At 72.5% G+C, this 13,695-nt stretch carries 14 protein-coding genes; 3 read left to right on the plus strand and 11 right to left on the minus strand.

All coding sequences use genetic code 11. From position 1 onward, the window contains the following. From F8A92_RS17150 to F8A92_RS17195, 10 genes are all read right to left on the minus strand, one after another. Nucleotides 1–329: ComF family protein (locus tag F8A92_RS17150; protein WP_407643706.1), on the minus strand; the 329-nt coding region annotated here is incomplete at its 3' end. Then, on the minus strand, nt 329–2,035 hold the full coding sequence (locus tag F8A92_RS17155; RefSeq protein ID WP_153506404.1) for an LpqB family beta-propeller domain-containing protein: 1,707 nt from the start codon (nt 2,033–2,035) through the stop codon (nt 329–331). The genes F8A92_RS17150 and F8A92_RS17155, both read right to left, overlap by 1 nt. Beyond that, nucleotides 2,032–3,714, minus strand: coding sequence for an MtrAB system histidine kinase MtrB (mtrB, locus tag F8A92_RS17160; RefSeq protein WP_153506405.1), 1,683 nt, complete (start codon nt 3,712–3,714; stop codon nt 2,032–2,034). The genes F8A92_RS17155 and mtrB overlap by 4 nt, the downstream gene beginning before the upstream one ends. 71 nt (nt 3,715–3,785) lie before the next feature. Beyond that, nucleotides 3,786–4,463 carry an MtrAB system response regulator MtrA gene (gene mtrA, locus F8A92_RS17165; protein ID WP_153506406.1) on the minus strand — a complete coding sequence of 226 codons (678 nt, stop codon included), beginning with the start codon at nt 4,461–4,463 and terminating at the stop codon, nt 3,786–3,788. Nucleotides 4,464–4,579: 116 nt separating this feature from the next. Next, a complete protein-coding gene (gene ahcY, locus F8A92_RS17170; protein ID WP_153506407.1) occupies nt 4,580–6,049 on the minus strand; it encodes an adenosylhomocysteinase in 1,470 nt (489 codons plus the stop codon). A gap of 115 nt (nt 6,050–6,164) precedes the next feature. Next, nucleotides 6,165–7,391, minus strand: coding sequence for a mannose-6-phosphate isomerase, class I (gene manA, locus F8A92_RS17175; RefSeq protein ID WP_228389541.1), 1,227 nt, complete (start codon nt 7,389–7,391; stop codon nt 6,165–6,167). A gap of 31 nt (nt 7,392–7,422) precedes the next feature. After that, complete coding sequence (locus F8A92_RS17180; RefSeq protein WP_153506409.1) at nt 7,423–8,448, minus strand: hypothetical protein; 1,026 nt, start codon at nt 8,446–8,448, stop codon at nt 7,423–7,425. A 12-nt stretch (nt 8,449–8,460) separates the two neighbouring features. After that, nucleotides 8,461–8,658: a Trm112 family protein gene (locus F8A92_RS17185; RefSeq protein ID WP_153506410.1), complete on the minus strand. Its 198-nt coding sequence runs from the start codon at nt 8,656–8,658 to the stop codon at nt 8,461–8,463. Nucleotides 8,659–8,744: 86 nt separating this feature from the next. Beyond that, nucleotides 8,745–10,109, minus strand: coding sequence for a phosphomannomutase/phosphoglucomutase (locus F8A92_RS17190; protein ID WP_153506411.1), 1,365 nt, complete (start codon nt 10,107–10,109; stop codon nt 8,745–8,747). Nucleotides 10,110–10,170: 61 nt separating this feature from the next. Continuing rightward, entirely contained in the window at nt 10,171–10,539 is a 369-nt protein-coding gene (locus tag F8A92_RS17195) for a DUF3499 domain-containing protein (protein ID WP_153506412.1), read from the minus strand. A 173-nt stretch (nt 10,540–10,712) separates the two neighbouring features. Between F8A92_RS17195 and F8A92_RS17200 the strand changes: the two genes are divergently transcribed. Then, complete coding sequence (locus F8A92_RS17200; protein WP_153506413.1) at nt 10,713–11,174, plus strand: metallopeptidase family protein; 462 nt, start codon at nt 10,713–10,715, stop codon at nt 11,172–11,174. Nucleotides 11,175–11,384: 210 nt separating this feature from the next. Here F8A92_RS17200 and F8A92_RS17205 read toward each other — a convergent pair whose 3' ends face one another. Next, the gene (locus tag F8A92_RS17205; protein WP_228389540.1) at nt 11,385–11,666 is read right to left on the minus strand and encodes a WhiB family transcriptional regulator; all 282 of its coding nucleotides are present in this window, start codon (nt 11,664–11,666) and stop codon (nt 11,385–11,387) included. A 226-nt stretch (nt 11,667–11,892) separates the two neighbouring features. Between F8A92_RS17205 and cofD the strand changes: the two genes are divergently transcribed. Both cofD and F8A92_RS17215 read left to right on the plus strand, forming a co-directional pair. Continuing rightward, nucleotides 11,893–12,891 carry a 2-phospho-L-lactate transferase gene (gene cofD, locus F8A92_RS17210; RefSeq protein WP_153506415.1) on the plus strand — a complete coding sequence of 333 codons (999 nt, stop codon included), beginning with the start codon at nt 11,893–11,895 and terminating at the stop codon, nt 12,889–12,891. Next, nucleotides 12,888–13,695 (plus strand): coenzyme F420-0:L-glutamate ligase (locus F8A92_RS17215; protein ID WP_153506416.1); only part of this gene is annotated, 808 nt, incomplete at its 3' end. The genes cofD and F8A92_RS17215, both read left to right, overlap by 4 nt.

Consider the following 13,695-nt stretch of genomic DNA (forward strand, 5'->3'; position numbering starts at 1 on the left):
GAGGCCGCGGGCGCGCTCGGCATCGGCACGAGGACCGCGTCGTCGAACCCGGCGGCGGCACTGCGCACGGCCGCCGACAGCAGCCACGCGAGCGGTCCGGCGAGGTCGCGGCGGCCACGCTCCTTGAACCCGAGGATCGCCTCCCGCACGGCACCGTCGTAGCTCGCGGCGGCGACCACGAGCAGGTCCGGGCCGACCGGGCGCACCCGCAGGTCGAGGCTGTCGGCGCGGCAGCCCGCGCAGTACGGGTCGACGCGCCGCCCGCAGCCGACGCAGCGGACCGGCAGCACCAGATCGCCCGCCGCGCGCAGCCAGGACGGCGCGGCCATCAGCCCGGGTAGAACGGCCGGGCGCCGCTGACCACGACGCCGGGCGTCAGCGACACCCAGGTCGAGTCCCGCAGCTTCAGCACGGTCTGGTTGATGGAGCACAGGAAGGCCTTGCCGGGCGCGGCGGCGATCGCGACCGCCTCGCCGGACAGCACGGGTGCCGGAAGCTGCTGGCGCTGGGAGTCGTCCACCAGCATCGTGTACGGGAACACGGTGCCGGTGGGGCTCGGGCGGCCCAGGATGGCCAGGGTCCGCGCGTCGCGCCACACGACCGCGGACACGTCGAGGTCCGCCGAGAGCAGGACCGGGTTGATGACCGTCACCGCGTCGGCCGTCGTCTGCACGGTCGCGACGTACAGCCGCCCCGCCCCGCCGGGCACGCCCGCGATGACCGCCAGGCGGGCTCCGTCGCGCGACAGCGCGATCCGCCGGATCGGGCCGAGGTCGGCCAGCGCCGACACCCCGACGCTCTTCGGGGCGCCCTTGCTGGACACGCGGACGATCTCGGTGCCGTTGCGCACCACCCAGAACTCGTCGGTCGAGGGTCCCCAGGTCGGCGTCGTCAGCGTCGTGGTGCCGGGCAGGTCGACGACGCTGAGGATCTCGTTGATGCCACCGGTGCGCAGCACGGGCTGCCCCGCCCCGGCGGAGATGGCGGCGATCCGGGTCCCGTCGACCGAGAGCGCGGCCTCGCTGATCGCGTACTCGCCCGAGCCGACCGGACCCGGCACCTTCGCGCCGGTCTCGGTGACGACGCCGCCGCCGTCGATGTAGTAGGCCGCGGCGTTGAACGGGTACGCGCCGGGGTCGTACTGGTCCCAGTCGTTGGTGGTCTGGATGTCGCCGACGCCCGTCATCTGCAGCGGGTCGCCGTCGTTGGTGATCCGGGCCGACGTCGCGCCGAGGTCGTTGAGCGTCCACATGATCTGCGCGGAGACGATCCGGCGCTGCGCCTCGCTCTTCTGGCCCAGCCCGGTCAGGTCGACGGTGATCAGGTCGGGCTTGTAGGTGACCGCGGACCGCAGCTTCACGCCGCCGGAGAGCTCGTTGCGGACGCCGTCCGCGAGCGCGCTGATCGGGCCGTCGATCAGCGCCTGCACGAGCCGGTTCGCGCGCTGCTGCAGGTTGGTGCGGAAGTACCGGACGTCGGGCACCAGCCGGGTGCCGCTCGGGTCGGCGAAGTAGATGCTGGCGTCCTTGTACAGGCTCTGGAAGCTCTTGGAGTCGATGACGAGGTCACCCGGCGGGTTGACGATGCGCCACTGGCCCTTCACCTGCTTGAGCCGGAAGCCGTAATCGATCGCCCCCGCGTCGAGGTGGTAGGTGCCCTGCTCGTCGACGCGGGCCAGCCGCTTGGCGTTGAACCGGACGGTGCCCTCCTCGGCTCCCGGGGTCGCGCCCACCGACGGGTCGATGATGGTGACGTCCTCGCTGGGCGACCAGCTCTTGCGGACCTCGGGGACGAGGAACTCGCGGGCCACCGCGTACGAGGTGTCGGTGGCGGTGAGGGCCTTGATGAAGCCGCGGACGATCTCGTCCGTCGGCGCGCCGGGGTCCGGTCCCCCGGGCTGGATGCCGGCGCTGTCCGCGTCGTCGGCGCCGCTCGGCGGCGGCCCGACGACGACCGGGTCGCTGCGTTCGGGCACCCCGGAGCAGCCGGTCACGAGCAACAGCGCGACCAGGGCCAGCAGCAGGCGGCGGATCACTCGCTCCCCTCCCTCGGCCGGGCGGGCGTGGGCACCGGACCGGCCTCTAGCGCCGGCATGATCGGGACGACGCTGGGGACCCCGCCGGCCGCGCCGCCGGTCTGGCCGTCCGGTACCAGGGGAAGCGTCGAGTGGGTGACGGTCTCGCCGGCCCGCAGCGGGACGGTGACGCGGAAGCAGGTGCCGCGGCCGGGGCTGCCCCACACCTGCAGCCAGCCGCCGTGCAGGCGCACGTCCTCGAGCGAGATCGCCATGCCCAGGCCGGTGCCGCCGAGCTTGCGCACCCGCGAGGGGTCCGCGCGCCAGAACCGGTCGAACAGGTGCTCGGCCGCGGTCTCGTCGATGCCGATGCCGTGGTCGCGCACCGAGATCGCGAGGACCTCGTCATCGGCGGCCGCGTCGATCTCGACCGGCTCGTGCATGCCGTGCTCGAGCGCGTTCGCGATGAGGTTGCGCAGCACCCGCTCGATGCGACGCGGGCTGATCTCGGCGGTGCCGACGTCGTCGGCGATCCGCACGACGAGCTCGCAGCCCTGGTCGGCCGCGAGCGAGCGGTAGGCGTCGACCACCCGCGTGATCAGCGCGGGGACGTCCTCGACCTCGGCGTCCAGCGCCAAGCCGCCGGCGTCGTACCGCGAGATCTCCAGGAGGTCCTTCAGCAGCGCCTCGAACCGGTCGAGCTCGGCGTGCAGCAGCTCGGCGCTGCGCGCCGCGATGTCCGGGAAGTCCTCGCGGTAGTCGTAGAGCATCTCGGCGGCCATCCGCACCGTGGTCAGCGGCGTGCGCAGCTCGTGGGAGACGTCGGAGGAGAACCGCTGCTGCACCTGCGAGAGCAGCTCCAGGCGGGCGATCTGGCTCGACAGCGAGCCGGCCATCTTGTTGAAGGAGGTGGCCAGGCGCGCCAGGTCGTCCTCGCCGCGCACGTCCATCCGCTCCTGCAGGTTGCCGTCGGCGAGCCGCTCGGCGATGTCGCTGGCCTCGCGCACCGGCAGCACGACCAGCCGGGAGACCAGCAGGCCCACGCCGGGGATGAGCACCATGAACGCCAGCGCGGCCGCGATGACGGTGCGCTCGACGAAGGTCATCACGTCGATCTCGTTCTGCAGCGGGTACACGTAGTACAGCTCGTACCCCGCGTAGTCGCCGGGCACCGGGGAGCCGACCATGAGGACCTGCGTGGTCACCCGGTCGATCTGCACCGTGGCGTACTCGTGGACGAGGTTGCCCTTGCGCACCTGCTTCTGCAGGTCGCGCGGCAGCTCGGCGCTGCTGGGCGCCGACTGGCTGGCGATGGTGCGCACGATCGCGCCGGCGTCGTTGCGCTCGACGGCGAGCACGTAGAACTGCCCGGCCGCGGTGCTGCGCGCCTGCAGGCTGGAGACGCTGGTACGCACCGTCTCGCTGAGCGAGGACTGGCCGCTGCCGCCACCGACGATGGCGATCTGCTGCTCGAGATGCCGGACGCCGGTGCTCGCCTGCTCGATGGCCACCCGCTGCTTGGCGTTGAGCAGCTGGTCGCGGATCTGCGTCATCAGCACGTAGCCGATGATCGCGACGACGGCCGCGGTGAGCGCGAGGGTGAGGGCCACGACGCGCAGCTGGAGCGAGCGCCGCCAGCGGGTGGCGATCTGCGCGCCGATGACCGCGACCCGTTCGCGCGTGAGGTCGAGGTAGCGCATCCCCAGCGCGCGGACGGTGCGCTGGGCGGCGACCGGCCGGGCGGCGGATTCGGCCTCGAGGGGCGAGCTGCTTACGGCGGGCCTGCCTTGTAGCCGACGCCGCGGACCGTGAGCACGATCTCGGGATGCTCGGGGTCGCGCTCGATCTTCGAGCGCAGCCGCTGCACGTGCACGTTGACCAGGCGCGTGTCGGCGGCGTGCCGGTATCCCCAGACCTGCTCCAGGAGCAGCTCGCGGGTGAACACCTGCCGAGGCTTGCGCGCGAGCGCCACGAGCAGGTCGAACTCCAGCGGGGTGAGCGCGATGTTCTCGCCGTCCCGCGTCACCCGGTGCCCGGGCACGTCGATGCTGAGGCCGGCGATCTGCAGCTCTTCGGCGGACTCGGGCTCGATGCGCCGCAGCCGGGTGCGGATCCGCGCCACGAGCTCCTTGGGCTTGAACGGCTTGACCATGTAGTCGTCGGCGCCGGACTCCAGGCCCAGCACGACGTCCACCGTGTCGGCCTTGGCGGTCAGCATGACGATCGGGACGCCGGACTCGCCGCGGATGGCCCGGCACACGTCGATGCCGTTCATCCCCGGGAGCATGAGGTCCAGCAGGATCAGGTCGGGCTTGAGCTCGCGGTAGGCCGAGACCGCCCGGGAGCCGTCGGCGACGAACGCCGGTTCGAAGCCCTCGTTGCGCAGGACGATGCCGAGCATTTCCGCGAGTGCCGGGTCGTCGTCGACCACCAGGATCCGAGGCTTCATGTAGGTCCGTCCCTACCCTTCGTCGGCGGGCCTGCCGCTCGCCGGCAGCTCGCTCACGAGTCTACGGCCGCGATCGCGACAACTCCGTGACCTTGTTTCCCGCGCGTCACCGAGGATCAGTAGCGGTAGTGGTCCGGCTTGTACGGCCCGGCGACGTCGACGCCGATGTACTCGGCCTGCGACTTGCTCAGCTCGGTCAGCCGCACGCCGAGGGCGTCCAGGTGGAGCCGGGCGACCTTCTCGTCGAGCACCTTCGGTAGCACGAAGACGTCCTTGGCGTACTCGCCGGCGTTCGTGAACAGCTCGATCTGCGCCATGGTCTGGTTGGTGAACGAGTTGGACATCACGAACGACGGGTGCCCGGTCGCGTTGCCGAGGTTCAGCAGCCGGCCCTCGGACAGCACGATGATCGAGTGCCCGTCGGGGAACTGCCACTCGGCCACCTGCGGCTTGATGTCGACCTTCTTGATGCCCGGCGTGCGGGCCAGGCCCACCATGTCGATCTCGTTGTCGAAGTGGCCGATGTTGCCGACGATCGCCTGGTGCTTCATCGCGGCCATGTGCTCGGCCATGATGATGTCGCGGTTGCCGGTCGTGGTGACGAAGATGTCGGCCTGCGCGACGACGTCCTCGAGCCGGGCGACCTGGTAGCCGTCCATCGCCGCCTGCAGCGCGCAGATGGGGTCGATCTCGGTGACGATCACCCGCGCGCCCTGGCCGCGCAGCGACTCGGCGCAGCCCTTGCCGACGTCGCCGTAGCCGCACACGACCGCGACCTTGCCGCCGATCAGCACGTCGGTGGCCCGGTTGATGCCGTCGATCAGCGAGTGCCGGCAGCCGTACTTGTTGTCGAACTTGCTCTTGGTGACCGCGTCGTTGACGTTGATCGCCGGGAACAGCAGGTCGCCGGCGCGGGCGAGCTCGTAGAGCCGGTGCACGCCGGTCGTGGTCTCCTCGGACACACCGCGGATCTCGGCGGCCATCGTGGTGAAGCGCTGCGGGTCGGCCGCGAGGCTCTCGCGCAGCGTGTCGAGGATGACGCCGTACTCCTCGGAGTCGTTCTCATCGGTCTGCGGCACGGCGCCGGCCTTCTCGAACTCGACGCCCTTGTGCACCAGCAGCGTGACGTCGCCGCCGTCGTCGAGGATCATGTTGGGCCCGCTCTCGCCCGCCCACCGCAGCACCTGGTCGCTGCACCACCAGTACTCCGGCAGGGTCTCGCCCTTCCAGGCGAACACCGACACGCCGCGCGGGTCCTCGACCGTTCCCTCGGGCCCGACGACGACCGCTGCGGCGGCGTGGTCCTGGGTGGAGAAGATGTTGCAGGAGACCCAGCGCACCTGGGCGCCGAGCGCGACGAGCGTCTCGATCAGCACCGCGGTCTGCACGGTCATGTGCAGCGATCCGGTGATGCGGGCGCCGCGCAGCGGCCGGCTGTCGGCGTACTCCTTGCGCAGCGCCATCAGGCCGGGCATCTCGTGCTCGGCGAGCCGGATCTCGTTGCGGCCGAACTCGGCCAGTGACAGATCGGCGACCTTGTACTCGAGGCCGTTGGCGGCGCGCTCGACGGACAGCTGGTTGGGCATGGATCTCCTCTGCAGGGGCCGGTGGCGGCCGGGGTGCGGATTCCCGCGGATCGATTCTAGGCGACCGGCCGCATCTCGGGGGCGGCCCGGGCGGCCGGCCGAGGGGTCGCGGTGCTCACTTCGAGCGCGGGACCTGTCCGACGGTGATGTGCATGAGCCGGCCCTTGCCGGTCGCCGTGACGTGCGGTTCCGAGGCGGCGATATAGGCCGACTCGCCCTTGACGAGCTCGAGGTCGTCCCCGTGGTTGGTCAGGTGCACCGCGCCGTCCAGGCACAGCACGATGCTCGGGCCGGCGGACTTCAGCAGCCGGGGCGTGCCGGCGATCTCCCAGTCGAACAGCGCGAACTCGCGGGCCGGCGTGGGCCAGGTGCGGGCGCCGGCGCAGTGCGTGCTGTGCTCCTCGACGGGAACCGGCTCGATCACCTGGTCGAGCGCGGGCTCGAAGTCGATGATCCGCAGCAGCTCGGCGACGTCGACGTGCTTGGGGGTCAGTCCCCCGCGCAGCGTGTTGTCGGAGTTGGCCTGGGCCTCGATCCCGCTGCCGTGCAGGTAGGTGTGCATCTTGCCGCCGCCCACGAAGATGGCCTGCCCGGGCTCGAGGGTGATCAGGTTGAGCAGCAGCGACAGCACGACCCCGACGTCGCCGGGGTATGCCTCCCCCAGGCGCACCGCCCAGCGGTAGGCCTCGACCGACGGCCCGGCATCGCCGCCGTCGATGACCCGTCGGCACTCCTCGACGACCCGCGTGGCCATGTCGATCTTGGCCGCCTCCGGCATGCTCAGCAGCGTCGTGACGACGACCCGCAGACCGTCGGCGGCGCGGCCGGTCAGCAGCGAGGCGATGTAGGGGCTCAGCGCGCTGATGCCGAGCCGGCCGAGCAGGTCGGCAGCCTCGGCGGCCGGCCGGAAGCCGCAGAGCACCTCGCAGGTGGTCAGGGCGACGAACAGCTCGGGCTTGGCGAACGGGTCCTTGTACGAGCGCTTGGGGTCATCCAGCGGGACGCCGCGCTCCTCCTCGGCGGCGAAGCCGACCTTGGCGTGGGCGGGGCTGGGGTGGGCCTGCAGCGACAGCGGCTGGGCGGCGGCGAGCACCTTGAGCAGGAACGGCAGCCGCTCCGGGTACTCGGCGTTCACCAGTGGACCGAGGTGGCGCTCGGGATCCGCGGCGATCTGGTCCTTCAGGGACGCGTCGAGCTCGACGATGCGCGACGAGCCCATCGGGTGCGCACCGAGCCAGAGCTCGGCCTGCGGCCGGTCACCCGGCTGCTCCCCGAGCAGGTGCGGGATGAACTCGCGGCTACCCCACGCGTAGTTCCGGGTCTCGTTCTTCAGGCGATACATCGTCACGTTGGCCGCACCTCTGGGTTGGCCGTCACTCCCGTTCTCGCTGCTGCAGCGCCCGATAGGCACCGCTGATCTTCGCCAGCAGGACGAGTCCCGCCGCGGTCCACTCGGCACGGTCGCTGGGCTGGCTCAACGAAAGCAGCGCACCGATGGACTCTGCGGCGCGCACCGCGTCGTCCGCGAGCTCATCGCCGCGAACCGTCGGCAACAAGACTAGCTGCCAGCTCGGCGTCGATCCCGGACCACCGTCGATCAGCGGGTCGTAGAACAGGTCGTGGGTACCCCGCCCACCGGCGCTGCGCCCGATGTCGACGAGCTCCGCGATCCCGCGCCGGACGTCGATGCAGCGCACCGGACGGAACGGCGTCGAGCCCAGCTCGGCCGCCAGCGCCCTGGCCAGGATGCGGCCCGGGCCGTCGGTGGCGATCAGCAGCAGCGGCCCGTCGAGGACGGCGAGCTGCTTCGCCGGGTTCTCGTAGGTGGCGCGGATCGGGCCGAGCTCGGCCGCCGCGTCGTCGAGCGCGTCGGCGAGCCCCTCGAGGGCGGCCGCGCCGCGGAACGCGGCGACACAGCCGGCGTACGCGGCCCACCACGTCGCGTCCGGGTCGTCCGGCGGCGAGAGCAGCAGCAGGGCGCGGCGCTCGGCTGCGGCGGCGGCGATCGGGCTGCCCTCCGGCGCGGCCGCGATGACGGTCGCGCCGCGGCCGGCGGCGAGCTGCAGCGCGGCGAGGAGGGCGTGCTCGCCGCCGCTCACGCTCGCGACGACGACCAGGTCGGCGGCGCGGGGATAGTCGGAGGTCGGGTCGAGGACGGCCGGGGACGCGGCGACCGGAGCGCCCAGCTCGAGGAGCAGGTCGGCGAGCACGTCGGCGTACTCCATGGGCATGAGGTCGCTGACCAGCACGGACGCGCTACCGAGCTCGGCACCCGCGACGATCGCGGCCGAGGGCAGCCGCCCGCGAGCGAGCTCCCGGATCAGCGCCCCGGTGCTGGCGAGCGCGAGCAGCCGGCCGGGGTCGGCCGCCGCCACCGCTCGTGCGTCGTCGAGGTCCACCGCCCGCTCCGATCAGCGACGCTCGACGGCCTCGTCGAGGAGCAGGACCGGGATGCCCTCCCGGATGGGGAACAGCCGCCCGCAGGCGGTGCATTCCAGACCACCTTCGTCACCGGCGCCCGCCTCTCCCGCGGGGACCTCGCGCAACGGTGCGTGCTGCTCGCACGGGCAGGCGAGGATCTTCATCAGCTCGGGGTCGATCAGCGGCATGTCGTCATCTCCACGATTGGTCGGCGGATCCAGCCTAGTCGCTCGACCGGCGGATCCGGCTCAGCCGCGGGGCCGCCGGACGCACCCTAGCGGCGTATCAGCGCGAGCATCTCGTCGCGGAGCGCGCTCATCCGGTCGGCGTCGCGGGCCTCGACGTTCAGCCGCAGCAGCGGCTCGGTGTTGGAGGGCCGCACGTTGAACCACGCGCCGTCGGGGAAGTCGGCCGTGATGCCGTCGAGGTCGTCGATCCGCGCGCCCCGCTGCTCGGCGTGCGCGCGAACCGCGCGCAGCGCCGCGGACGTGTCGGCCACGGTCGAGTTGATCTCGCCGCTCGCGGCGTACCGGTCGTACCGGGCGACGAGCTGGGACAGCGGGCCGTCCTGCTCGCCGAGAGCGGCCAGCACGTGCATCGCGGCGAGCATCCCGGTGTCGGCGAAGAAGAAGTCGCGGAAGTAGTAGTGCGCCGAGTGCTCGCCGCCGAACACCGCGTTGGTCTGGGCCATCCGCGCCTTCATGTTCGAGTGCCCGACCTTCGTGCGGCTCGGGATGCCGCCAGCCGCCGAGACGACCTCGGGAACGGTCTTGGAGGTGATCACGTTGTGCACCACCGTCTGCCCCGGCGCCTTGGCGAGCTCGCGGTCGGCGATCAGCGCGGTGATCGCCGACGGCGACACCGGGTCGCCGTGCTCGTCGACGACGAAGCAGCGGTCGGCGTCCCCGTCGAACGCCAGGCCGAGGTCGGCCTGCTGGGCGCGCACCGCCTCCTGCAGGTCGACGAGGTTGTCCGGGTTCAGCGGGTCGGCGGGGTGGTTGGGGAAGGAGCCGTCCAGCTCGAAGTACATCGGGACGATCGTCGCGGTGGTGCGCCCGAGCACCACGGGCGCGGTCAGCCCGGCCATCCCGTTGCCGGCGTCCACCACGATCTTCAGCGGCCGGATGGCGCTCAGCGGAACGAGCGCGTGCAGATGGTCGGCGTACGCCTGGAGGGTGTCGATCTCGGAGCGGCGTCCGCGGGTGGCCGCGGGGGCCAGCTCCCGGGCGGCGAGCGCCTTGATGTCGGCGAGCCCGGAGTCGGCCCCGATCGGGGCGGCCATCGCCCGGCACAGCTTCATGCCGTTGTACGTCGCCGGGTTGTGGCTGGCGGTCACCTGGATGCCGGGGAGGCGCAGGTCGCCGGAGGCGAAGTACAGCTGGTCGGTGGAGCTGAGCCCGGCGACGAGCACATCGAGACCCTGCGCGGTGATGCCGTCGGCGAGGGCGTCGATGAGCGCCGGCGTGCTCGGCCGCATGTCCCCGGCGATCACCACCTTCGCGCCGAGGTCGTTCTCGCGCAGCCACAGGGCGAAGGCGGCACCGAGCCGGGTCGCGACCTCCGGCGACAGCTCCTGCGGGCTCAGCCCTCGGACGTCGTACGCCTTGACGATCTTGTCGAGAACCTGCGCGATCTGCATACCGGCCATTCTGGCAGGCACTACCGTCCGGCGCGCGGCCGCCGGGCGCGGACGTTCTCGGCTAGCCGGACGGTGGCACGACGCGCAGGTGGCCGCGGCGGCCCCGGCCCTGCGGCGCGCTCGGCGGGGGCGCCGGCATGTCGGGCAGCTCGGGCTGCGGGCGGGCGGCCTCCCGCACGGCGTCCGCGAGGGCCAGGAGGTCGTCGGTGCTGGGCCCGACGTCGGTCGGATCGACCTCGTGCCGCAGCACCTCCCAGCCGCGCGGCACGGTCAGCCGCGACGCGTGGACCTCGCAGAGGTCGTAGCTGTGCGGCTCGGAGTACGACGCGAGCGGGCCGACGACGGCCGTCGACTCGGCATAGATGTAGGTCAACGTCGCGACGGCAGCCCGGAAGCACTCGGGCTTGCTGCACCTGCGGACGGATTTCACGTCTCGAAGCGTAACCGCGCGCGCCCCGGGTGCCGGGTAACCGGCGCGCGCGGCGGCGGCGTGTCGCGACCCGGACGGTGCCGCACGCAGCGGGTCGCGGCGGCCCGCGAGCAGCGCTCCCGCGGCGGCGCGCCGGAGCGTGCCGCCCCACCCTCGCGGCATAGGGTTGGCGCATGTACCGACCGCACTTTCCGCGCGCCCGGGACCGGCGCGGTCACGGGCTGCGAGGGCCGCTGTTCCCGTCCACGGTCCCGGTCCACCGTTCGCGGGCGGAGCTGTTCGACGACCTTGTGCTCGACATCGTCGAGCAGCTGGACCCGCAATGGCAGCGCATCATGGAGCAGGTCGAGCTGGCCGTCGAGGACGTGCCGCCGGTGACCCACGCGCACATCGACGACGTCATCCACCAGCCCAACGTCATCGAGGACTCGTCGGTGCCGCTGTCCCGGCTGATCCCGGGCCACGTGGACGGCCTCGGCCGGGAGCACCTGCCGCGGATCGTCGTCTACCGGCGGCCGCTGGAGGTGCGCGGCAAATCCCCCTCGGACCTGCAGGCGCTGGTCGGCGACGTCATCGTCGAGCAGCTGGCCAACCTGCTGGGCATCGATCCGGACGAGATCGACCCCGGACGCTAGCGCGACCCGAACGGCCGGCCGCCCGCGGACCGATGACCAGCAGGCCTGGGGACGGCTGACCGGCAACGCTTCGGGGCGTCGCCGCCCCGCTGCGGGCCCTGACAACCGTCCGGCCCGGCCGAAACCGGCCGGCGGAAACCACGAACGGCATCTCGCGCAGGGCGAGATGCCGTCATGGTGCGAACCCGGGCGCGGTGCCCGGCCCTGCGGCTACGAGGCGGTTCGGCGGAGGCTCTTGATACGCCGGCGCTCCCGCTCCGACATACCGCCCCAGATGCCGAAGCGCTCGTCCTTCGCCAAGGCGTACTCGAGGCACTCGTCGCGTACCTCGCACCCGACGCAGATCTTCTTGGCCTCTCGCGTCGAGCCACCCTTCTCGGGGAAGAAGGCTTCAGGATCTGTCTGAGCGCACAGCGCGCGCTCCTGCCATTCCTGCTCTTCCTCGACGCCGGCGCCCCAGAGATCGTGGGTGAATGCCTGCGGTTCGGTCACAGTGACGGCCCCTTCCATATCGACCCTCGTGCGCGTCTTGAGTGACGGCGCGGGCCGTCTCCAGTGTTCGTGTGCTGCGGTTCTGCCGTCCCTCCGCAGAAGGACATGGTTGTAATTACACGTGTGTCGCTGCCGCTCCGTCAAGTCGAATGGTGATATTCACTCAAATCAACGGCGCCGATACCAGACGGTGGTGCGCCGCCTGCGAGGTGGCACGATGTAGCGCGTGACCGCGCCATCGACGTCCTCCTCCCCCGTTCCCCGACGCATCGTCGTCCTCGCCGGCGGCGTGGGGGGCGCGCGGTACCTGCTCGGCGTCCGGGAGTACGCCCGCGAGGTCGGTGCCGAGGTCACCGCGATCGTGAACACCGGCGACGACGCGACCATGCACGGCCTGCGGGTATGCCCCGACCTCGACTCGGTGATGTACCACCTCGGCGGCGCGCACGACGACGAGCGCGGGTGGGGCCAGGTCGGGGAGACCTGGACCGTCGGCCACGAGCTGCGCGAGTACGGCGCCGGCCCGACGTGGTTCTCCCTCGGCGACAAGGACATCGCCACCCATCTCGTGCGCACCCAGATGCTCGATGCCGGCTACCGGCTCACCGACGTCACCGAGGCGTTGTGCACCCGCTGGGCGCCGGGGGTGCGGCTGCTGCCGATGAGTGACCAGCGGGTCGAGACCCATGTCGTCTGCACGGTGCCCGGCAGCGAGCGCGCGGGCGCGATCCACTTCCAGGAGTGGTGGGTGCGCTACCGCGCCGGCGTCCCGACCAGCGGCTTCGTGCAGATCGGCCTGGAGCAGGCCCGGCCCACCCCCGAGGTCCTCGAGGCCCTCGGGGGTGCCGACCTCGTGCTCATCGCGCCGTCCAACCCGGTCGTCAGCATCGGCACCATCCTCGGCCTGCCGGCGCTGCGCGAGGCACTGCGCGCCACACCGGCGCCCGTGATCGGCACCGCCGGGCTGATCGGCGGCGCCCCGCTGCGCGGCATGGCCGACGTCTGCCTGGGCGTCATCGGCGTCGAGCCGACCGCGCTCGCCGTCGGACGGAACTACGGCGCGCGGAGCACCGGCGGCGTCCTGGACGGCTGGCTGGTGGCGCCCGGGGACGGCGGCCCCATCGACGGCGTGCTCGTCGAGGAGGCCCCGCTGCTGATGACCGATCCGGCCACCACGGCCGCGATGGTGCGCGCGGCCGTCGACGTCGCGGGCCGCACCCGATGAACGGGGCCGGGCCGGCGGAGCAGCTGCCCGAGCAGTACGTCGTCCGCGCGATCACCGGGCTGCCGGACTTCCGGCCCGGCGACGACCTCGCGGCGGCGGTCTGCACCGCCGCGCCGTGGCTCGAGGACGGCGACATCCTCGCGGTGACGTCCAAGGCCGTGTCGAAGGTGGAGGGCCGGCTGGTGCCGACCGGCACCGACGAGGAGCACCGCCAGCGCACCCGTCAGCAGGCGATCGACGACGAGACCGTGGCGGTCGTCGCGCAGCGCGGCGGCGTGCGGATCGTCCGCACCCGCCAGGGCATGACGATGGCCGCCGCCGGCGTCGACGCCTCGAACGTCAATGCCGACGAGGTCGCGCTGCTGCCGCTCGACAGCGACGCCTCGGCGGCGGCGCTGCGGGCCCGCGTGCGGGAGCTGACCGGGCGCGACGTCGCCGTCGTCGTCACCGACACGGTGGGCCGCCCGTGGCGCGGTGGGCTGGTCGACATCGCCCTCGGCTCGGCGGGCATCCCCGCGCTGCGCGACCTGCGCGGCGCCGTCGACACCCACGGGCACCCGCTCGCGGTGACCGCGCTCGCCCAGGTCGACGAGATCGCCTCCGCGAGCGAGCTCGTGCGCGGCAAGCTGGGCCGCGTGGCCGCGGCCGTCGTCCGCGGCATCCCGTGGCGCGCGGCGAGCGATTCCGCCGGCGCGGGGGCCGGGTCGCTGATCCGCCCGGTCGAGGAGGACATGTTCTGCCTCGGCGCCCGCGACGTCGTCCCCGCCGCGCAGCTGGCGACCGGGACCGGCGCGGCGCCGCGCG

Source organism: Cumulibacter manganitolerans, from assembly GCF_009602465.1.
In the GTDB taxonomy this organism is placed as follows: domain Bacteria; phylum Actinomycetota; class Actinomycetes; order Mycobacteriales; family Antricoccaceae; genus Cumulibacter; species Cumulibacter manganitolerans.